This window comes from Chryseobacterium sp. FR054 (genome assembly GCF_056844565.1).
Genome location: NZ_JBXDSA010000003.1, coordinates 627,683 through 647,331 on the forward strand (window position 1 = coordinate 627,683; position 19,649 = coordinate 647,331).

General features: G+C 39.5%; 22 protein-coding genes. 9 read left to right on the forward strand and 13 right to left on the reverse strand.

What is annotated here, in order from left to right:
* Positions 1 to 27 precede the first annotated feature (27 nt).
* Entirely contained in the window at positions 28 to 1,866 is a 1,839-nt protein-coding gene (locus AC106S_RS15765; protein ID WP_482440454.1) for a M1 family metallopeptidase, read from the forward strand.
* A 66-nt stretch (positions 1,867 to 1,932) separates the two neighbouring features.
* Here AC106S_RS15765 and AC106S_RS15770 read toward each other — a convergent pair whose 3' ends face one another.
* Positions 1,933 to 2,121 (reverse strand): bacteriocin-like protein, encoded by a 189-nt coding sequence (locus tag AC106S_RS15770; protein WP_482440456.1) that lies wholly within the window; start codon positions 2,119 to 2,121, stop codon positions 1,933 to 1,935.
* Between the two features lie 217 nt (positions 2,122 to 2,338).
* Here AC106S_RS15770 and AC106S_RS15775 point away from each other — a divergent pair, with 217 nt between their 5' ends.
* From AC106S_RS15775 to AC106S_RS15790, 4 genes are read left to right on the forward strand one after another with little or no spacing between them, the layout of a single operon-like run.
* Entirely contained in the window at positions 2,339 to 3,097 is a 759-nt protein-coding gene (locus AC106S_RS15775; protein WP_482440457.1) for a type III pantothenate kinase, read from the forward strand.
* Positions 3,098 to 3,114: 17 nt separating this feature from the next.
* On the forward strand, positions 3,115 to 3,651 hold the full coding sequence (locus AC106S_RS15780) for a GNAT family N-acetyltransferase (protein ID WP_482440458.1): 537 nt from the start codon (positions 3,115 to 3,117) through the stop codon (positions 3,649 to 3,651).
* Between the two features lie 51 nt (positions 3,652 to 3,702).
* Positions 3,703 to 4,275, forward strand: coding sequence for a hypothetical protein (locus AC106S_RS15785; RefSeq protein WP_482440460.1), 573 nt, complete (start codon positions 3,703 to 3,705; stop codon positions 4,273 to 4,275).
* Positions 4,275 to 5,426, forward strand: coding sequence for a hypothetical protein (locus AC106S_RS15790; RefSeq protein ID WP_482440462.1), 1,152 nt, complete (start codon positions 4,275 to 4,277; stop codon positions 5,424 to 5,426). Before AC106S_RS15785 ends, AC106S_RS15790 begins: the two co-directional genes overlap by 1 nt.
* Before the next feature lie 110 nt (positions 5,427 to 5,536).
* Here AC106S_RS15790 and AC106S_RS15795 read toward each other — a convergent pair whose 3' ends face one another.
* The 9 genes from AC106S_RS15795 to AC106S_RS15835 form a co-directional block, all read right to left on the reverse strand.
* The gene (locus tag AC106S_RS15795; RefSeq protein WP_482440463.1) at positions 5,537 to 5,968 is read right to left on the reverse strand and encodes a nucleoside deaminase; all 432 of its coding nucleotides are present in this window, start codon (positions 5,966 to 5,968) and stop codon (positions 5,537 to 5,539) included.
* A 6-nt stretch (positions 5,969 to 5,974) separates the two neighbouring features.
* Entirely contained in the window at positions 5,975 to 6,598 is a 624-nt protein-coding gene (locus AC106S_RS15800) for an energy transducer TonB (protein WP_482440465.1), read from the reverse strand.
* A 54-nt stretch (positions 6,599 to 6,652) separates the two neighbouring features.
* Positions 6,653 to 7,573: a helix-turn-helix transcriptional regulator gene (locus AC106S_RS15805; RefSeq protein ID WP_482440466.1), complete on the reverse strand. Its 921-nt coding sequence runs from the start codon at positions 7,571 to 7,573 to the stop codon at positions 6,653 to 6,655.
* A gap of 329 nt (positions 7,574 to 7,902) precedes the next feature.
* A complete protein-coding gene (locus AC106S_RS15810; RefSeq protein ID WP_482440467.1) occupies positions 7,903 to 8,310 on the reverse strand; it encodes an SMI1/KNR4 family protein in 408 nt (135 codons plus the stop codon).
* Positions 8,311 to 8,330: 20 nt separating this feature from the next.
* Entirely contained in the window at positions 8,331 to 8,552 is a 222-nt protein-coding gene (locus tag AC106S_RS15815) for a hypothetical protein (protein ID WP_482440469.1), read from the reverse strand.
* A gap of 13 nt (positions 8,553 to 8,565) precedes the next feature.
* A complete protein-coding gene (locus AC106S_RS15820) occupies positions 8,566 to 9,132 on the reverse strand; it encodes a hypothetical protein (RefSeq protein WP_482440470.1) in 567 nt (188 codons plus the stop codon).
* Positions 9,133 to 9,377: 245 nt separating this feature from the next.
* A complete protein-coding gene (locus AC106S_RS15825; protein ID WP_482440472.1) occupies positions 9,378 to 9,557 on the reverse strand; it encodes a hypothetical protein in 180 nt (59 codons plus the stop codon).
* Between the two features lie 176 nt (positions 9,558 to 9,733).
* Positions 9,734 to 10,771, reverse strand: coding sequence for a patatin-like phospholipase family protein (locus tag AC106S_RS15830; RefSeq protein WP_482440473.1), 1,038 nt, complete (start codon positions 10,769 to 10,771; stop codon positions 9,734 to 9,736).
* A 185-nt stretch (positions 10,772 to 10,956) separates the two neighbouring features.
* On the reverse strand, positions 10,957 to 11,457 hold the full coding sequence (locus AC106S_RS15835; RefSeq protein WP_482440475.1) for a M15 family metallopeptidase: 501 nt from the start codon (positions 11,455 to 11,457) through the stop codon (positions 10,957 to 10,959).
* 188 nt (positions 11,458 to 11,645) lie between these two features.
* Here AC106S_RS15835 and AC106S_RS15840 point away from each other — a divergent pair, with 188 nt between their 5' ends.
* Complete coding sequence (locus AC106S_RS15840; protein ID WP_482440476.1) at positions 11,646 to 13,229, forward strand: Na+/H+ antiporter; 1,584 nt, start codon at positions 11,646 to 11,648, stop codon at positions 13,227 to 13,229.
* A gap of 298 nt (positions 13,230 to 13,527) precedes the next feature.
* Here AC106S_RS15840 and AC106S_RS15845 read toward each other — a convergent pair whose 3' ends face one another.
* Positions 13,528 to 14,058 carry an META domain-containing protein gene (locus AC106S_RS15845; RefSeq protein WP_482440477.1) on the reverse strand — a complete coding sequence of 177 codons (531 nt, stop codon included), beginning with the start codon at positions 14,056 to 14,058 and terminating at the stop codon, positions 13,528 to 13,530.
* Positions 14,059 to 14,320: 262 nt separating this feature from the next.
* Between AC106S_RS15845 and AC106S_RS15850 the strand changes: the two genes are divergently transcribed.
* Positions 14,321 to 15,598, forward strand: a complete 1,278-nt coding sequence (locus AC106S_RS15850) for a Y-family DNA polymerase (protein ID WP_482440478.1) — start codon at positions 14,321 to 14,323, stop codon at positions 15,596 to 15,598.
* Positions 15,599 to 15,709: 111 nt separating this feature from the next.
* Complete coding sequence (locus AC106S_RS15855) at positions 15,710 to 16,336, forward strand: hypothetical protein (RefSeq protein ID WP_482440479.1); 627 nt, start codon at positions 15,710 to 15,712, stop codon at positions 16,334 to 16,336.
* A 75-nt stretch (positions 16,337 to 16,411) separates the two neighbouring features.
* Here the strand turns inward: AC106S_RS15855 and AC106S_RS15860 are convergent, their stop codons facing one another.
* Both AC106S_RS15860 and AC106S_RS15865 read right to left on the reverse strand, forming a co-directional pair.
* On the reverse strand, positions 16,412 to 17,023 hold the full coding sequence (locus tag AC106S_RS15860; RefSeq protein WP_482440480.1) for a YdeI/OmpD-associated family protein: 612 nt from the start codon (positions 17,021 to 17,023) through the stop codon (positions 16,412 to 16,414).
* A complete protein-coding gene (locus AC106S_RS15865) occupies positions 17,023 to 18,162 on the reverse strand; it encodes a serine hydrolase domain-containing protein (RefSeq protein WP_482440481.1) in 1,140 nt (379 codons plus the stop codon). Before AC106S_RS15865 ends, AC106S_RS15860 begins: the two co-directional genes overlap by 1 nt.
* A gap of 103 nt (positions 18,163 to 18,265) precedes the next feature.
* Here AC106S_RS15865 and AC106S_RS15870 point away from each other — a divergent pair, with 103 nt between their 5' ends.
* Positions 18,266 to 19,588, forward strand: a complete 1,323-nt coding sequence (locus tag AC106S_RS15870) for a M48 family metallopeptidase (RefSeq protein WP_482440482.1) — start codon at positions 18,266 to 18,268, stop codon at positions 19,586 to 19,588.
* Positions 19,589 to 19,649 lie beyond the last annotated feature (61 nt).

The window sequence follows — 19,649 nt, forward strand, 5'->3', positions numbered from 1 at the left end:
CCTACCTTTAGAAAAAATAAATTTTAAATGAAAAAATCGGTTGCAATCCTTTTTGCGTTTATCATTTCACAATTTCAGGCCCAGCAGGGTGCCTACTATCAGCAGGCAGCGAAGTACAAGATGGATATTGATGTTAATGCTGAAAAATTTACCTACCAGGGAACCCAGACTTTAGAATATACCAATAACTCACCGGATGAACTGAAGGAGGTGTATTTCCACCTGTACTGGAATGCTTTTAAACCCAATTCCATGATGGATCAGCGGGTGGCAGGCCAGGGGAAAAACGGAGATTCCAGGCTTCAGAAAGACGGTATTTCAAGACTGGCTTCTATTCCTAAAGAGGAAGAAGGTGCTCAGAATATTCACTGGATTAAACAGAATGGAAAAAATCTGAAGTTTGAGATCCAGGAAACGGTAATGAAAGTATACCTGGCAGAACCTATTAAGCCTAATTCCACAACGACTTTCACTATGGATTGGGATGCTGTCATTCCGCAACAGATCAGAAGAAGCGGTAGAAATAATAAAGAAGGGGTGGATATGACCATGACCCAATGGTACCCGAAGATTGCGGAATATGATTATGACGGATGGGCAACCTTTGATTATATCGGAAGAGAGTTTCATGCTCCGTTTGCCGACTTTGAGGTAACGATAAAGATCAACAGAGATTATGTGGTAGGAGCCGGAGGAATTCTTGAAAATCCTTCTGAAGTGAAAGGTTATACAGCGGATGCTAAAATTAAAGCCGATAAAAACAAAAAAGCAGTCTGGAAGTGGACGGCAAAAAATATACTGGATTTTGCATGGAGTGCAGACAGGGATTACTCGGTAGAAAGTTTTGATGTTCCTGAAGGTCCGAAAGTGTACCTGGTATACCAGAAAAATGACAAAACAAAAGTATGGGCCGAAGCACAGCCTTATCTTACAAAATATTTCCAGATGATGAATACGCATTTCGGAAAATACGTTTATCCTGCCTACGCCTTTATTCAGGGTGGAGACGGTGGAATGGAATACGGAATGTGTACCATGATTCTGGGAGAAGCTAAAAGCATTAAAGACTTAATGGGGCTGATGGCCCACGAAGGTGCCCATTCCTGGTATCAGCAGATGCTGGCCACCAATGAACCGATGCGCCCGTGGATGGATGAAGGGTTTACCAGTTATGCAGAAGGATTTGTGATGCACCAGCTATTTCCTGAAGACCTTCCCAATCCTTTTTATAAAACCATAGATGCTTACAGAAAGTTCCTTAAAAAAGGGATTGAAGAACCGGCAGTATGGCTGGGCGACCATCATGATAACGGGACTTCCTATACCTATGCCTCTTATGTAAAAGGAGAGTTGTACCTGGTACAGCTGGGGTATATCATGGGAGAAGAGAACCTGGCAGAAACACTGAAACAGTATTACGACCAATGGCACCTGAAACATCCGTCAGACAGGGATTTTCTCCATATTGCGCAGAAAGTTTCAGGAATGGATCTTAAATGGTTCCATCATTACTGGATCAATACAACAAAAACGATTGATTACGGCATTAAGGAGGTGAAGTATGATGCAAAGTCTACAACCATTACACTGGTTAATAACGGGCAGGTTCCTATGCCGGTAGACTTCAGTATTGTGACTGCCGATAAAAAAATTGTCAACTATCAGATTCCTGTAAACCTTACCCACACATGGAAAGGAAAAGATATCTACGGTGATCTGAAAATTCAGCCTTACTGGCCGTGGACACAGAAAGAATATACATTTACTATTCCGTATACAAAATCACAGTTAGCAGCACTGGCTGTCGATTTCAGTCAGAGAATGGCCGATGTCAACCCGGAGGACAACTTTATTGAAGTGAAATAACCGGAAAAAACTAAAAAGGGGAATATTTTTGAATGTTCCCCTTTTTTAATGCGTGAATTTTACCGTTTACCATATTATTTCCGGCTGGCAGTCTTCAGAAGATCTGATGCAGAATGGCCGTGCCGTGCATGGGTCAGGCGGACATACAGTTCCGGGGCATAGCGCGGGTACACCGCTTGGCATCGGGCAGGAAACATAATCACCGCCATGAATGGTTTTTAACCCTTTTCTCGAAAGTTTCTTTAAATTTTTCATAATAACTCATTGTTTGGTGAGTATCAAATGTAAAGAATTATAATGAGAATTAATAGTCCCGGTAAGCAAATGAGGAATGTTTTTTAGTAAATGCAGCCGGAATTCTATTAAATGCGTTACCGGCAACCATTAAATTAATGGTAATATTGATTATATTTTAAGGAGAAAGCCTTATTTTTACAATCTTTTTTTAACCCGTAACTGTTTAGAAAATCAAATGAATTCAATCGTCATCAACGTAGGAAACAGCAACATAAGATTCGGACTTTTTAACGGAGACAACTGTGATATTTCATGGGTGATCAATACCAAACCGTACAGAACGGCAGATGAACTGTATGTACAGATGCTGATGCTGTATCAGACCTACAAAATAGAGCCTGCGGAGATCAGTAAGGTCATTATAGGATCAGTGGTACCTCAGCTTACCAAAGTGATCAGCTCGGCCATTAAAAAAATTCATGGTATTCTGCCGGTGATTGTAGACCGTAATACCCCTTCGGGAGTTCAGGCAAAATCCAAACAGATGGGAACGGATATTTATGCCAACCTTGTGGCGGCTCACAATATGTATCCGAACAGAAAGAAAATCGTGATTGATTTCGGAACAGCCCTTACAGCAAGCTGCGTGGCTGAAAACGGAGAAACATTAGGCGTGATCATCGCTCCCGGAATTGTAACCTCTCTGAATTCCCTTATCAGCCATACGGCCCAGCTTCCCGAAATTGAACTGAAAAAACCTAAATCTGTATTAGGACTGGATACGGTAACCTGCATGCAGAGCGGAATGGTTTACGGATTCCTGGGAATGGTGGAAGGTTTTGTAGACCGCATCAACGATGAGGTGAATGATGACTGCTTCGTTGTGGCAACAGGAGGAGTTTCTCATGTTTATAAGCCTTTGACTGAAAAAATCCATGTGATGGATAGGCTGCATACCCTGAAAGGACTTTATTTCTTAGGAAAAGATCTTTAATTTTTATAATCCATGTCATGAAAAAACTCAGTGAATTTCCGGAAATAAAAACAGAAAGACTCATTCTGTCGCAGCTTAAAGAGGAGGATCTTGATCTTGTAACAGAATATCTTCAGAACAGGATCTTTTCAGATCTTACATCCAATATTCCGTATCCTTACACAAGACAGGATGCAGAGTTCTGGCTGAAAATGTCCGGTGCAGCATTTGATAAAAATACAGGCTTTACATTTGCCGTCCGGAATAAAGAGGGACAGATCATGGGAGCCATCGGCCTTCATGACAGGGATGATGATAAGGCGGAGCTGGGGTATTGGATGGGAATACCTTTCTGGAACAAAGGCTATATTACAGAAGCCGCTAAAGCAATAATTGATTTTGGATTTAAAGAACTTCATGTCAATAAGATTTATGCTACCTGTTTCCTTCATAATCCGGCTTCAGGCAGAATTATGGAAAAGGCAGGTATGGAGCAGGAGGCTCTTTTGAAGCAGCACCTTAAAAAAGATGATGAGTATTTCGATGTGATGATGTATTCTGTCTTCAGAAAATAATTCCGATTTTAACTTTTCGTGGAAGTAGGAATCAAATCTTAAAATACCTCCATGAAAATACCTTACTCATTTTTTGCACTGATTATCAGTATATCGGTTTTTTCGCAAACGAAACTGATCGCTTTTAAAAGCCACAGCGGAAACCCGGAAAATTTTACCAAAGCAGTTTCGGAAGATCTTTTTGATGTCAATTTTTCCAATCTTGGAGTGGCACCTCAGCAGCTTGTAAGAGATGCAAAGCTTGATTCTGTAATTATTCTTAATGAGAATGAAAGTATCCTGGTAACGAGTTCTTCCAACAAATTCGTGTCCAGAGACAGGAAAGACAACAGAAAAGTATGGACTCCCGGAAGAGAAACCGTACATAATCCGCTTTTTTCCAGAAAAAACATAGACAGTGTAAAACAGGTTCTGAAAAGAGATTATTTCTTCGTAAATGACGTAGACAGTGTTGTTTTTGTGGAATATGATAAAAAAAGTAAAACCTATAAACCCATAAGGCCTGCTGCTGTAAAACCGGCTAAAGAAAAGAATGAAAAAACCAGAGGAGGTCTTTTACTCGGAGTTCTGATGATTTCCGGAATTTCAGGGCTGTACAGTTGGAAGAAAAACAGGAAAAAATAATGAGCAGGAACCTTTTCTGCTGGGCCGGAATTTTCTTTCTGTTGTTCATGCTTTTTTTTCCTCTGGATTTCTTCGGGAACTTTCAGAAACAGATCTCACAGTTTCTATTCGGTGATCTTACAGGGTGGGTGATGAACGCTCTTTTCGGAATTGAAACTCCCAGGATTGATTTTTCTTCGGACAGTGTTTCCATGCTCGTTCTTATTGGATTTTTATTGATATTATCAGCCGTTATCATGCTTCTGATCGAGCGGAAGTATATTGATAAGGTTCTCCGCTTTTCTAAAGAACCGGTAGCTTTATATCTGGCTGTAATTCTGATGAAATATGGCTTTGATAAGGTTTTTAAAGCCCAGTTCTATCTTCCGGAACCCAATATTCTTCTTTCCCGTTTCGGAAATATGGACAGGGACATTCTGTTCTGGAGCACGATGGGAACTTCGCGGTCTTATTCCATATGGAGCGGCGGTGTAGAGTTGTTGGCCGCTCTTTTGATCCTTGTTCCCCGTACAAGAATTATGGGACTGTTCGTCAGTGCCGGGGTTTTTATGAACATCCTAGCCATCAATATTGGTTTTGATATTTCTGTGAAGCTTTTTTCCCTGATCTTACTGCTGATGACGGTTTATACATTGAAAGATGACTGGATTCCGCTGTTCCGGTTTCTGGTTCTGAAAAAAGAAGTGAAACCGAATGAAAATATTGAAGAACAGACTGTTTTCCGGCCGTTAAAGGTATTTCTTAGAACCGTTTTTATTGGTTCTTCACTGGTTCTGATCCTGTTTCCCTACATCAGTTCCGGAAACTATAATGATGATCAGGCAGAAAGACCTTTTATTCATGGAGCTTTCAGAATCACGGATGAAAGTTCAGATCTTCAGTATATCTTTTTCCACCGTAATCATTATCTGATTCTGATGAATACAAAAGAAGAAATGAAAGATTTTCATTATGTTGCGGCTTCCGGAAATCAGTTGATTCTTGAAGACTATAACGGTAAAAAAATACATGCAGATATTGCTTACCGAAAGAAAGACAGCCTTCTGATCCTCGGTTTAGAAGGAAAAACGGTGGAGGCAAAAGAACTGAACTGGAGAAAAATGAATGCCTTACGACCTCTTTTTCATTCAGCAATAGAAAAAATAGAATAGGAAAAAATAAGCTTGACATTCACCGGAAAGTTTCCTGGATATTACAATAAACCTTCAGGTGTTTTCAGGCTGCAAAAACTTCCCTCTTCCAGCCTTCGTCTTTATTACCTTTATCTTTTGCTTTTAAAAAACTCTTTAACGATCGCGGAACACTCATGTTCCATAATTCCGGCTACCATTTCCGTTTTGGGATGAAGGGAAAGATGCTTGTTGATGAAACCCCGCTGTTCGTCTCTGGCTCCGATCACCACTTTGGAAATCTGCGACCATGCAAGCGCACCTGAGCACATTACGCAAGGTTCAAGGGTGACATAGAGCGTACAGTTTTTAAGATATTTTCCTCCGAGAAAATTGGCTGCTGAGGTAATAGCCTGCATTTCCGCGTGAGCTGTCACATCATTTAATGTTTCGGTAAGATTGTGAGCCCTTGCAATGATCCTGTTGTTGGAAACAATCACACAGCCAATGGGAACCTCATCTTTTTCTAAAGCGGTTTCTGCTTCCTGCAGCGCCATTTTCATATAATATTCGTCGGTAAACATGTTCTTTTAATCGAGCGTTAAGGTGAAAGGAATTTTGAAACGTGATCTCACAGTATCTCCATTAACAATAGCCGGAGAAAATTTTTCGGAAATAGAATATAATGCAATTTCTGCCTGTCTGTTAAAGGTGAAATTATCTCCCTGAGCATGTACATTGCTGATGCTGCCGTCTTTTTCAACAATGAAAGCAACGCTGGTTTTTACGGTTTTTACCTCGGTATAGACACCTTCCGTGTAAAGGAGGTCGGCTACTTCCTTTCTCAGGATATTAAGGCCGCCGGGATAATCTGCCTGTTTTTCAACGTTGGCAGGTTTGTCGGGAGCAGTGTGAGGCATGTTTTTCTGTTTACCGATTCCCTGGAGGTCTTCCAGATTTCTCACTTTTAATAAAGCTCCGATAAGAGCGATATTCTCAATGCTGTCCATCTTTTTCATGAAAAGCTGATAATCACTTTTAATCCCGGCTTTTACAAAAGTATTGGTCTCTGCATCAAACTTCTTTTTAAATTCAGAATTCAGCATCATCCTGTGCTGGTTATAATAATTCTTCACAAGTCTGAACTCTTCTTTCTGCTGCGAAAAGCAAAATGAAGACATGAAACAGCATAGGCAAAGTAATAATGCTTTCAAGATGGTATATTTATGTAAATATAGCTAAAAAATATGAGATCAGGTATCTGTTGATCAGCTTTCAAGATAACGGTTCAGAGACTCCTGAAGATGGGCACGGATGTCATCAACTAAACATTTAGGTTCTAAAACGGTTACCTCTTTTCCATAGGAAAGAATTTCCTGCATAAAATCGTAAGTAGGATGAAGGAAGAACTCAAAATAGATCTCTTCTGGTGTTTCTCTGGTTTCTTTCTGAGACTGGTGAAGCGGAAAACTTCTGATGTATTCTCCCTGATGGCGGCTGCATTTCAATACAATATTCTGGGGTTTCTGCTTAGCCAGGTTCATCACCCCGAAAGCGTTCTTGAAATGTTCTCTGAAGTTGTAACTGTACTTTTCCCGGAATTTGTTTTTGGTCACATCAAGATAATTCACCCTGTCCAGGCCAAATGATTTTAATGTTTTATCTTTGGTATCCATCGCAATCAGGTACCATCTGTCTTTGGATTCTTTTAAAGCCAGAGGATGAACTTTACGGGAAGTCATCAGTTTGTTTTTGTAATTATAATGCTCAAAAGTAACTACCCTTTTGTTACGGATCGCGAAGAACAGATCATAAAAATGTTCAATTCCGGTAGGTTTTCTGCTTTCGAAAAAGATAAAGTCTGAAAAGTCCGGATGAAGATTTAATGCATTGCTTACCTGAAAAGATTCAAGTAACTTCTGATTGTATTCGTCCACTTCCATGATCGGGCGGCTTTCTATATAATAACGGTTGTCACCTTTTTTTTTGTTATGGATAGAAAGGTTAAAAAGATCGGATATCTCACGGATGTCGCGCTGAAGGGTGCGGATGGAGTAGCTCTTGATCTCCGCATCCTGAAATTCAAAAGAGTTCAGAAGGTATTCTTCCAGCTGTGGATAAGTAGCGGGAGAGCTTTCTAATCTTTTGATGATTAAGGCATATCTTGTCAGATAAAAATCTTTTTTCATGAGTTTATTTTTTTGGTTCCGTCTTTCCTGCAACCGGTGAAAATTACGGTCAGCAGGCAGACTTAATGGTTAAAGTTCTATGTAACAAATATATGTGCTTAATGCGACAAAACGTGTCGTATTTTATTTTTTGTAGATAAGATTTGAAACTTTTTCCCCCAGGTTTTTCAAAATCAAAATGCTGGTGACTGAAATATTCATAGAATTTAATCCATGATCTAGGGGAGCTCCGTAGGAGCGACCTGATAATTATATTGATGAAGATGAGGTTATCAGGGAACTTTAATCAATACGTATAACTAAAAGTAGCTTCCCGATTTCCATGTTTTTTAAAGATCTTCAATAGAATCTATTGCTAAAAATTCTTCTAAAGTACGGTTATAAAATACAGGTTCTGTTTCATCATACCTGAAAAGAAAGATAGATCCGTTTTTGTGCCCGTTTCCTGCGTAGATACAAATGATATGGCCTACCGGTGTCGTTGCAAAAGGAAGATATTCTTTGGGAATATGCTGTTCCGTTACCTGGAAACTGTCAATACTTTCTTCCATACGGGAATTTCCATGCTTTATACTGTCTAAATCATAGGAGTTTTCCCCAATCTCCAGAATACCTCCGTTATATTTTAAATAGAGTTTTTTTAGATTTTCAGGCATGATGATGCCGAATTGCTTTTCAAAATGCCTGATATCTTCAGAGGTAACAGGCTGTTCCTGCTCTGTGATTTTGGTTTTCATGATGATTTTAGTGTATAAATTTATACGAAATTGAGGACAAACCCTTCATTTTCCAGCATTTTGACTATTTCATTCTCTTTTTCATACACCATAGGTACTGTAATCTGATCGCAATCTCTGTAATCTTCTAAATAAGGGAGAATTTCTTCAGATGAAGGAATAATATCCATATTTCTTAACACAGACAATGCTTTTAAAATGGTAATGTCAGGATTATTTTCTCTTTTGATTATTATTTTCATAAAGCCTGATCATTTATTGTATTTCATAAACCGTCATTGTTCCGTATTCATTATCCTGCCGGCTGTTATAGGATTCATTAAATATAAAGAGTTCGGGAATTCTGTCATTGTTGATATCCATACTGTTAAAGGTGATCCAGTCCATGGATTCATAATGACGTACCGGTAATTTTATTTCGCTGTATCCTTTTTTGTACAGAAAATAATCTTCTCCTTTTTTTCTGATCTGATAATCTTTTGTATCCCGGCTGACCGTTTTATCCGGATAGTTTTTAAAATCCAGATCCATCAGTTCCGACTGGAACTTATAAGTCCTGAACATCTTCGTTGAATTATTTTCTTTAATGAAAGGCAGAATGTCTGTGCTGTCTTTAAGAAAAATACCGTTTTTCCAGACTTTAAGATGATTGTCGCCCCGATATATGCAAAACAGGCTGTCATTGGTAAATACTTTTGCATCATCACCATACGTCTGCTCTGTAAAAATCTTATTTATTTTCAATGGTTTGAGAGGTTCTGTAACAGTCTCTTTTTTGCATCCGATGAATACGGACAGTATAAAAATGAAGGCATATTTCATGGTTTTATTTTAGTTGACGGAATATTACAAAAAAAACCGCAACTTTTGATGTTGCGGCAGAATAAAATGTTCATAGTTGCCTGCATGGGAAATACCGGCTGATATATATAAAAATTTTAAACACAGTTCCGGCTGTCCGTCATTTTGTGAATGGTGATTTCAAAGGTATAAAGGATGTTTAATGAGACTGTTAGGCATTGCGGGAAATTGCAAAAAGTGATGAACAGTGCCGGAACCTGTTATGTTTAAAATTGTCTGGGTGCGTCTTCGTCAAGAATATCTTCTTCAAAATCTTCCTTAAAAAAACGTTCAATGTCATTGAGATAGTTTTCGTAATCCATCTCAGCATTTTCGATGTCGCTCCATTCTATGGTATAGAGATCGGTATCGAAGGCTATATCCGGGTTGTGATCTGGTGTTTCCATATGAGATGATTTAAGGTTTTGCGGGCATATTTCAGGTTGTCCCGTATAAATTGATGTTGAATTCAAAAGCTTTTAAAAGTTTTTTAGATGATTATTTTTTTGTCTTTATTTATATTCCAAAGGTATCCGTGGAAAGCGACAAAACTTGACGTATTAAAAATCTTTTTTTACTTTTTTTATATTTTGTTTCTGATCAGCTTCTGTACAATCTGATTCAGGGTTTCGCGATGGTCGTCAATGTAGCTTAGTCCTGCCTGAATGAGATTTTCAATATTGGATCTTTTTACATTATCCATTGCCGGCGACGCGTTTTTTAGAGAAGGATTCAGGCGGTAATAATTCTTCTGGTTTCTCAGTCCCAGCGTCTGGAACATCTGGCATAGCTGGTAATCTACGGTTTCCGCATTCGCAGACATCAGAATATCAATAATGGGATTTACCCAGCCGATCTTTCCTGCTTTCTCCATTTTCTTAAAAGGATAGGGTCTGGATTCAATTCCTGTTCCGATAGAAACAATGATCATATCGTTTACGGTGGGATGATTGGCTTTCTGGTGGTTTTTCAGAACCTCGGCAAAAGGAATCTTTCTTGCTTCGGCATAGGCGCAGAGTGCCGGATTGTTGGCAAACATTCCCCCGTCGATCAGGCTGAAGATTTGCCCGTACATCGATTTTATCTGCACCGGTCTGAAATAAGTAGGAGCAGCAGAGGTTGCCCTGCAGACATCTTTTACATAGAAATTATCTGTGCTGAGGCGCGCATCCCAGGAGTTGAAAAGCTTTGCTCTCCTGTTTTCTATATCATAGCTGGTAATTAAACATGGTTTTATAAATTCTTTAAGTTCAAGGTGTCCAAAAAAATCATTCAGGTTTTTTTCAAGTGCTTCCTGGGAGATCTTTTCGTTCAGCAGACCGAACGGGTTCAGCAGTTTTTCCCAAAAAGAGACCTGAAATATATCTCCGCCCTTCTCAGCATATAATTCCAGTCCTTTCTGGATAGAATATTTTGCTTTCCGGTGTTCATCAGGACATAGGATAATAGAAGCAATCAGCCCTCCGGTACTGCTTCCGGCTACCAGGTCAAAATAATCCCCGAGTCTGGCACCCGGCTTATCATAATGCTGAAGCTGCTCTTCTATGTAACGCAGAATAATACAGGTGATGATTCCTCTTATTCCGCCTCCGTCCAAAGAAAGAATGGTTGTCTTTTTCATGATGTTTTTGTTGGTTTTTAAAAAAAATAACAGGTCCAGAGACAACTAAAACCAACAATCTGCCGGTGAAGCTGATGCTGGTTTTAGTATTGAGATCTCAGGTAACTAACATTTTTCCTGTGAAACAAAGGTAGGCCGGGGAAGCGACAGAACTTGTCGTATTTTATTCAGTTTCAAATAAAAAACTAAAAAATTACATACTGCTGCTGGTCTTTTGCCATCTTAGAAAGTGTTCTCCAGCTGGTTTTTACCAGACCTTTTTTAGTCCGGATATTTCTCTTTTCAAAATGGGGGAGGTCTTTAAAGGTTTTCCAGTTTCCGCCCCAGTCCCAGCCATGTCTGGCAAAAATCTTTACACATTCGTACCAGTCGGCTACTTTGTCATTATCCCAGTCTTTGGCCGTATCCCAGCTCGCTGTTTTACCGTCAATGATCAGGCAGATGTCTACCGCCAGTCCGTAATTGTGGATGCTTTGCCCTGCTTTGGCATTCGTTACTTTTTTTCCGGAAGTGATTCTTCCGATGGCATACAGCTTTTCCTGTTCTTCCATAGATCTCAGTGCCTGTGTAATTCTTACTTTGGCCCTGCCGGTAAGAGCTTTATCACACGCTCTGATGATCTGTTTTACTTCTTCTCTTACTTCAGGGTGAAGGGTGCCGATTCTTTCCGATGTTACTTTATCCATGATCTTTTTGCTATTACGATTATGAAACAAAAATATAGACGCAGAACGACAGGACTTGACGTGTTTTATTTTTTCTGCCCGGAAATGAAATCAGGTTTACATAAAAAAATAGTAGAAAAAAATGACCTCCAGATTTTTAAAAATCAAATAGAAGTGGTAAATATGAAGAATAGAAAACACAATACCGAATGCATACGATTTTACCTTTTCTGCTGGCTATGGTAGCTGCCATTGTTTTGCTAAATATGTGGGCTGCGAAACTGAAGATTGCCTATCCTGTTTTATTGGTAGTATTTGGCCTGCTTGTCAGCTTCGTGCCCGGTCTTCCGGCTGTAAAGATCAATCCAGATCTGATCTTCTTTATTTTTCTGCCTCCTCTGCTGTTTGAAGCTGCCTGGACGATCTCTTTCAAAGAAATGAAAAGATGGTGGCGGATTATCGGGAGCTTTGCTTTTCTGGTCGTCTTTTTTACTGCATTTACAGTAGCTGTTACTGCGAATTATTTCATTCCCGGATTTAGCATTGCACTGGGATTTTTACTGGGAGGAATTGTATCTCCGCCGGATGCTGTGAGTACGGGGGCCATTATGAAATTTGTGAAAATACCCAATACCACCTCAGCAATTCTGGAAGGTGAAAGCCTGCTGAATGATGCTTCTTCGCTTATTATTTTCCGTTTTGCGCTGGTTGCTGTCGGAACAGGACAGTTTGTATGGCAGGAAGCATCTCTGAATTTTTTACAGATGCTCATTGGAGGACCTGTTATCGGGCTGGCGCTTGCCTGGATTTTTGTACAGGCTCATCAACGCCTTCCTACGGATGCTTCATCAGATATTGCCCTTACTTTAATTGAACCTTACCTGATGTACTGGGTGGCGGAACATTTTCATTGCTCCGGGGTGCTGGCAGTGGTATTCGGAGGGTTGTATATGTCGGATAAGCGGATGATTTTCTTAAACAGTACCAGCCGGATAAGAGGATACAGTGTCTGGGAAAGTTTTGTATTTATCCTGAATGGAATTGTCTTTTTACTCATCGGGCTTGAGCTTCCTGAAATTGTAGGAGGGCTGCGCTCCGAGGGAATTCCCCTGAGAACAGCCATTCAATATGGAGCTCTGGTAACGGGCATTTTGATCGCTGCGCGTATTGTAAGTTCATATGCAGCCATGATTGCTACTCTGGTATTCAGACCTGCGGTTGCTCCGAGGGCATCTTCTCTTAAAAGACGCCTGATGATGCCGCTTGTTTTGGGATGGACAGGAATGAGAGGGGTTGTATCGCTGGCGGCAGCGCTGGCCATTCCCATTACCCTTGAAAACGGTCTTCCTTTTCCGAACAGGAATCTTATCCTGTTCATCACGTTTGTCGTTATCCTGCTCACCCTTCTGGTACAGGGGCTTACCCTTCCTTATGTAATCAGGTATCTGCGTCCTTTTGATGATTTTATTAATGAAGAAAAAGAAAATCAGGCCAGACAGGAAATTAAACAGAAATTGAGGCAGCATGTTTATTATTTCCTGAAAAATAAACATGAAAATGAGCTTAACAGCCATGCCGGAATAGAGCGGATGCTGAAACACTGGGAAGAAAAAAATAAATCCGATGAAACAGAATGGATGAATGAAAAGACCAAAACCGTTTTCATTGAAATGTTGGAAAGCCAGAGGCAGTTTCTTTCAGAACTCAACAAAGATCTGTCGATTGATGAAGAATTGATACGCCATCAGCTCTATCAGATCGATCTGGAAGAAGAACGGATAAAGATGATTTAGCTCCATTACAGACGGATGTAGCCCTGAAAGAGAACTGAATTCTCGAAAAGCAGCGTTTGCTTTTGGCAAGAAAGTTCTAACATCCATCGTTTTTTGAGATTAAAAATTTTAATTAGCAAAATTCATTGTAAGGACAAATTTCCAAACTACAACTGGAATCAAAACCGATATTGGTCCAGCCTCCAAACATATAATTCATCATCTTTTCTAGACTGATGAGTTATGGATACACCTATTAAGTTTTAAGCAAAAAAAATCCTCTGAAAAGAGGATTTTAAAAATTAAATTTTTATAATAATTATTTTTTGAGTGCAAATTTAGCAACTACAGTTTTTCCCTTTTGAAGCTGTAACATATCGCCTTCAATCGTATAACTATCTGTGCTTTTTAAAGCTGCAATAAATTCATTTTCCATTTTAGTCTGGTCGCAAGCCACTTCTTTGCTATTAACATTGGCGAACAATAATTTCCCCGCTTCACCGGTTTGATAATCTCCTTCTACAGTATTACAACCTGTAAATCCAGAAAATCTTGCTAATCCAGAATCTAAAGAAATGAAATAATCTTTATCTGTAGTGTTTGTTACAGCGGCTCCATTCAATTCTGATAAAACCCATTTGTTTTCAGATATTGACAATTTTCCGGTTGCTGGATCTATTGTACCTGCAGGTTTTTCTGCTGATGCAGTGTTAGCACCACCAACCGTAGTGTCTTTTTTAATTGCTGTAGTGTCGTTTGTTGTGTTTGCATCAACATTTGTAGTTTGGTCTTTTTTGCAGCTTGTCATCATTAGTAATGCAAGAGATGAAATAAGATAGACTCTTTTCATGGTAAATTAATTTAAGTTTTTTAAAAATTTGTATCGCAAATGTAATATTAATAATAGTTTTAACGCTATAATTTTCGTTTTTTATTACTTTTTCATGTATATTCGTTTTAAATCATACTCTTTTAATAGCCGCTATTACTACTAATCTGTCGAAGATTTTGTCGCCAAAATAACGGCGATTTAGCTTATAGACGATTTCATTGAGAAAGCTGTAGATTTCTTCTTTTAAAATCATAATTTTGTATCATATTCACCATCCGTTATGTATGCTCTGGTAGATTGCAATAACTTTTTTGTTTCCTGTGAAAGGACGCTGGATCCTAAGCTGGAAGGCAAGCCCGTTGTGGTTCTTTCCAACAACGACGGCTGTGTGGTGTCCAGAAGTAAAGAAGCTCAGGACCTGGGAATTCCGATGGCGGCACCGGCTTTCAAATATAAAGAGTTTTTTAAAGAGCATGATGTGAAAAGCTTTTCCGCCAAATTTGAGCTGTATAATTTTAAAAGTCAGGAAGTCATTGGGGTGGCAACATCGTATGTTGATGAAAAAGATTTTGAAGTATACAGCATTGATGAACTCTTTTTAGATCTGACGAGTTTTAAATATGTTAACCTATATGACTATTGCCTGAAGATTAAAAACGAGATCAATGAAAAAGTGCATATTCCGGTAAGTATTGGCATTGCTCCAACTAAAACCTTATGCAAAGTTGCCAACCGAATCGTGAAAAAATATACGGATCAGTTTGAAGGCGTTTATATTCTGGATACCCCTGAAAAAATTGAAAAAGCTTTGAAATGGCTTCCGATAGGGGATGTCTGGGGAATCGGGCGGAGACTTGCTGCGAAAATGCATGACAGCGGCGTTTATAAAGCCTGGGATCTGCTTCAGAAACCTGAAATGTGGGTAAGGAAAATCATGGGAATTCACGGAGTAAGAATGATGAATGAACTGAAAGGAATCCGCCAGCTGGAACTGGATACTCCATCTCCTAAAAAATCAATTGCCGTAACGAGAAGTTTCATGGAAATGCTGACCCAAAAAGAACAAGTCCGCGAAAGGGTGGAAACCTTTGGGATGTATTGCTCGGAAAGGCTCAGAAAACAGAATACCTGCTGTAAAATGGTGACCGTTTTTGTACAGACCAACCGTTTCAGAAAAGATCTTCCCGAATACAGAAACGCAAAGACGCAGATTCTTCCCAATCCTACCAATTCTTCCATTCTGATAGGAAGGGTAGTGAATGAACTCTTTGAAGCTATTTACAGAGAGGGTTTTCACTATAAGAGGGCAGGAGTGATCGTGAATGACTTTGTTCCTGAAGATGAGAGACTGATCAGCCTTTTCGAGGAAGATACCCAGAACCAGCACCTTCCGGTAATGAAGGCAATGGATGCCATGAACAGAAAATTCGGAAAAGATAAGGTCCGTCTTGGAAGTATGAGCGGGGAAAATACATTCGGACGTGCCAAACTCTCCCCGGAATACGAAGCTTTTTTAAAGAATAATACCCTGCCGGAAGCCAATTTCAGATTTCACTGATGATCCGTTTCATTTTTATTTTTACCAATCCGTTAAAAAGAATATTTTTGTGCCCGGTTTCGGAGATTCGAAAGAATATTCCGGCTATTTAAATATTCAAAAACCAGAACTATGAAAAACCTGTTGACAACTTTACTGATATTCCTGTCAGTAGTTTTAACTGCCCAGAATTTTAAAGGAGAAATTACCTATTCCAATACTTATGAAAGTAAATCTGAACAGCTGACGAATGAACAGCTGACGGCAATGCTGGGAACCACCCAACACTATTTTACCAAAAACGGAAATTATAAATCCGAAACAAACGGTACATTCTTCCTTTGGCAAACCTATATTAATAAAGAAAACAGACTTTACAGCAAAATGGCCGCTTCCGAGACGGTGTACTGGAATGACTGCAGCATACAGGGTGATAAAGTTATAAAAGCGGACATCAGAAAAAATGCGGAAACAGTACTTGGAAAGTCGTGTGATGAGATTACTTTAGTCTGCGAAAGCGGAATTCAGAAGTATTATTTCAATACGTCTCTTGCTGTAAATCCGGATCTGTTCAAAAACCATAAATTCGGAAACTGGTATGATTTTATCTCCAGATCAAAAGCTTTTCCGCTAAAAATAGTCATAGAAAACCCTCAGTTTAAAATGACAAGCATTGCGACAAAAGTTGAACCCAAAGATATTCCGGACTCGTTTTTTAAACTTCCGGAAGGAGTAAAGACAGAACAGAGCAAACAGTAAAAACAGTAAATCCCTTCAGTCCAGACAGAGGGATTTTTTTATACGAATAAACGGTATGGGCAGAAGTTCATGAACTCACTTTCTTTCATATTTCCAGTTTCTGCCTTTTCCTTCTGAGATCCACTCCAGAGCCTGTTCCATTCTTTTATGACGGGTAGTTTCTGTCTTGGCATCAGTAATCCAGTTGATATATTCCTTCCTGAATGAGGGTGACGCTTTCTGAAAAACCTGTAAGGCTTTCTCATTGGCATTTAAAGCCGTCTGAAAATAATCCGGGATTTGAGTTTCGGTTTTGGAAGGTGCCGCTTTTTTCATCGTCACTCCCATATCCGTAAGTTCCATTGCTTCCTTAATCGCCTTTTTCAGGAGAGTTTTCGATGGAAGATCTTCCATTTTGGTGATTTTGCCCAGGCTGAACATATTGCTTTTTTCAGCAGCTGTTTCCAGTTCACTGATGGTCTTCATTTCCTGATGAAGCCAGAAGCCGAGGCTGCAGTATTGCTTGAAAGCGGTAATTGAGCATAGAATCTTTCCCTTATACATAAAAGCCGGGAACTTCCATTTGACGGCTTCTTCAGCATCGGGGCAGGTTTCATGAATCGTTTCACGGAGATAATGTAAGATAGGTTTCGCAAAATCCGGGGATTTTTCGATGTATTCATCAACTTGTGCGCTGTATTTTTCCATTATGAGGTTTGAAATAGTTGTACGGTTTCATTAACGAGGAATCTCACCTGGTCCGGCCTTCCCCTGTCGTTCTTAGGGTTGTTTGAGTAGCTTCCGGTTTTTACAATGACCATATTGTGCTCCGGAACCATAATGATATACTGCCCCTGAAGCCCGAGGAAATAATAATGTTTAACGGGATTGTCATAATTGATCCACAGGCCCAGCCCATAAATCTCTTTTGATTTTTCAGTAGGAGTGCGCATCTGTTCTATAAAATCCTTATTCAGAATCTGGGTTTCCCCAACTTTGCCATCATCCAGAAATAACTGTCCCAGCCTGGCAAAATCCCTGGCGCAGGCATGAATACAGCAGTACGTTTTTTCCATACCATAATCATCAGTGCTCCAGGCAGCAGGCTGTTCCATCCCCAGGGGAATCCAGAATTTTTCTGATAAATAGCCGGCGAGCGGCTGGCCGATTGCTTTTCTCAGGGCAAAGCCAAGCAGTTGCGTAGATCCGCTCTGGTATTCGAACCGGGTACCGGGCTCTTCTTTGAATTTTCTGGAAAATACCGCTTTTACGAGACTTTTTCCATAATATGCCCTGGCGTTGGGAAGAAAAGGATTATTGTAATCTTCATTCCAGTCCAGTCCGGCTTCCATCTGAGCGAGGTTTTTAAGGGTGACCTGGTTTCCGAATGTTTTTTCTTTAAATTCAGAATAAAAATCAGAGAGTTTCTCATCCATACTTTTAATGATACCTTCTTCAAGGGCTTTTCCAAGAAGCATTACTGTTACTGCCTTTGCCATAGAAAAAGAATTGGTATGGGAAAGCTGGTTGTAACCGTCCCAATACTGCTCGTGGAGAATTTTGCCGTTTTTAATGACAACAAAAGCCGCTGTTCTGGAGTGCTTTAAGTTTTCATTTATTGTTTCAGAAAGCTCTCTTTTGTTGTATTCCGGATCTTCTACCCAGGATCGGGGTTCTCCTGATGCGATGGGATTGCCGGGAAAAAGATTTCCGTCATCAATATAAGCACTTGACTTTCCTTTCAGGTAGGTTTTGGAAATGCCGCTGAATAAGTAGTCGTATCCGAAGAGATAAGCAGCTGCCACACCGAGTGCTGCGCCGCCTATTACATATTTCAATGCTTTCATAGAGGGATGAGTATCAGTCCTGAACAAATTTAAAATAATTTTGATTAGAATTTGAAAATGAGAAAGTAAATACGCTATTTTTGTTTTTATTGATGAAAGAACTATGACCAGAAAACTTATATTACTGATGCTTTCCATGTATTCTGTGCTGATCTTTGCTCAGGGTTATAAAGCCATAGATACCGCAGATTATATGCAGCGGAAAGAGTTCCTGAAAAATTTTGCCGATCATAATGAAGCCTTTATTAAAAAGCTGAAGTCTCAATATTCAGGGAAAACAGGCTCCGGATTATCTAAAGTCTATAAAGAATTCGGTGCCGATTTTGAAAAACAGGTGAAAAATAAGGATTTTGTTTTCAGATCCGAGTTTGATCCGGCTATTAAATCATTAATAGAACGTCTCCGGAAAAATAATCCCGGAGTCCCGCAGAACCTGAAAATATTGATTGCAAAAGATAATATGCCCAATGCATACTGTCTTGCCGACGGAACCTTTGTTATCAATATGGGTTTGTACAGCTGGCTGGATAACGATGCACAGATCGCAGCCGTAATTGCGCATGAACTTGGCCATAAGATAGATGATCATACCTTTAAAACCGTTTTAGGCATTGTAGAGCAGGACCAGCAGGATAAATCTACGGTCCAGAATATTAAAGAAACCACAGAAAGCAGAAGCCAGAGACAGAATCAGAAAGCTTTTGATCTGTTCAAAAACAGGATCTATAAAAAAAGTGTTGAAAAGAGAAAGCAGGAAATGCAGGCAGATTCTCTGGGATATACTATTTTCAAAAAAAGTGATTTTAATAAAAATGAGTTTGTCAATGCTCTGCAAAAGCTTCAGAATTTTGATACTATTTCTCCCAGAGTCCTTAAAGTGGAAACTTATAAAAAACTATACCATCTTCCAAAGCAGGCTTTTAATGAAAAGTGGCTGAAAAAAGAAGACTTCTCTCTGTATAACTATAATTTCTACAAAGAAAAACTGAATAAGGATTCCCTGGCTTCACATCCGGAAATGACTAAAAGAATAGAAAAACTCAAAAAAAAATTCCCTGAACTAAATATTTCGGTGGAGCCTGAAAAACCTTCCGAAACCTATCTGTCATTAAAGAAAACAGCACGGATGGAAATTCTGCCTAACTATTTTCATTCTGAAGATTATGGAGTAGGCATCTATTCTGCGATGCAGTTCCTGCAGGATGAAGAAGATGAAAAATATTATAAAGCCTGGCTGGGAAAATGCTTTGCCAAAATATATGAAGCCCGTAAGAATTATAACCTGAACCGCTATCTCGACAGGATAGAACCCAAAGATCAGAGCGAAAGCTACCAGCAGTTCCTGAATTTTATGTGGAATCTGAGCCTGGATGAGATTAAAAATATCGCGGATTATTATCAGTCCAACGCAGTTGCTTTAAAGTAAAAGGCGGTATTTAATTTCGCTGAATCCTTTTCAAATAGTATACCCGGGTTTTTATTTTTGG

Excerpts from the sequence above, each read along its gene's own strand:
- AC106S_RS15765 (WP_482440454.1), top strand. The coding sequence starts at position 28 with ATGAAAAAATCGGTTGCAATCCTTTTTGCGTTTATCATTTCACAATTT.
- AC106S_RS15770 (WP_482440456.1), bottom strand. The coding sequence starts at position 2,121 with ATGAAAAATTTAAAGAAACTTTCGAGAAAAGGGTTAAAAACCATTCAT.
- AC106S_RS15775 (WP_482440457.1), top strand. The coding sequence starts at position 2,339 with ATGAATTCAATCGTCATCAACGTAGGAAACAGCAACATAAGATTCGGA.
- AC106S_RS15780 (WP_482440458.1), top strand. The coding sequence starts at position 3,115 with ATGAAAAAACTCAGTGAATTTCCGGAAATAAAAACAGAAAGACTCATT.
- AC106S_RS15785 (WP_482440460.1), top strand. The coding sequence starts at position 3,703 with ATGAAAATACCTTACTCATTTTTTGCACTGATTATCAGTATATCGGTT.
- AC106S_RS15790 (WP_482440462.1), top strand. The coding sequence starts at position 4,275 with ATGAGCAGGAACCTTTTCTGCTGGGCCGGAATTTTCTTTCTGTTGTTC.
- AC106S_RS15795 (WP_482440463.1), bottom strand. The coding sequence starts at position 5,968 with ATGTTTACCGACGAATATTATATGAAAATGGCGCTGCAGGAAGCAGAA.
- AC106S_RS15805 (WP_482440466.1), bottom strand. The coding sequence starts at position 7,573 with ATGAAAAAAGATTTTTATCTGACAAGATATGCCTTAATCATCAAAAGA.
- AC106S_RS15810 (WP_482440467.1), bottom strand. The coding sequence starts at position 8,310 with ATGAAAACCAAAATCACAGAGCAGGAACAGCCTGTTACCTCTGAAGAT.
- AC106S_RS15815 (WP_482440469.1), bottom strand. The coding sequence starts at position 8,552 with ATGAAAATAATAATCAAAAGAGAAAATAATCCTGACATTACCATTTTA.
- AC106S_RS15820 (WP_482440470.1), bottom strand. The coding sequence starts at position 9,132 with ATGAAATATGCCTTCATTTTTATACTGTCCGTATTCATCGGATGCAAA.
- AC106S_RS15825 (WP_482440472.1), bottom strand. The coding sequence starts at position 9,557 with ATGGAAACACCAGATCACAACCCGGATATAGCCTTCGATACCGATCTC.
- AC106S_RS15830 (WP_482440473.1), bottom strand. The coding sequence starts at position 10,771 with ATGAAAAAGACAACCATTCTTTCTTTGGACGGAGGCGGAATAAGAGGA.
- AC106S_RS15835 (WP_482440475.1), bottom strand. The coding sequence starts at position 11,457 with ATGGATAAAGTAACATCGGAAAGAATCGGCACCCTTCACCCTGAAGTA.
- AC106S_RS15840 (WP_482440476.1), top strand. The coding sequence starts at position 11,646 with ATGCATACGATTTTACCTTTTCTGCTGGCTATGGTAGCTGCCATTGTT.
- AC106S_RS15845 (WP_482440477.1), bottom strand. The coding sequence starts at position 14,058 with ATGAAAAGAGTCTATCTTATTTCATCTCTTGCATTACTAATGATGACA.
- AC106S_RS15850 (WP_482440478.1), top strand. The coding sequence starts at position 14,321 with ATGTATGCTCTGGTAGATTGCAATAACTTTTTTGTTTCCTGTGAAAGG.
- AC106S_RS15855 (WP_482440479.1), top strand. The coding sequence starts at position 15,710 with ATGAAAAACCTGTTGACAACTTTACTGATATTCCTGTCAGTAGTTTTA.
- AC106S_RS15860 (WP_482440480.1), bottom strand. The coding sequence starts at position 17,023 with ATGGAAAAATACAGCGCACAAGTTGATGAATACATCGAAAAATCCCCG.
- AC106S_RS15865 (WP_482440481.1), bottom strand. The coding sequence starts at position 18,162 with ATGAAAGCATTGAAATATGTAATAGGCGGCGCAGCACTCGGTGTGGCA.
- AC106S_RS15870 (WP_482440482.1), top strand. The coding sequence starts at position 18,266 with ATGACCAGAAAACTTATATTACTGATGCTTTCCATGTATTCTGTGCTG.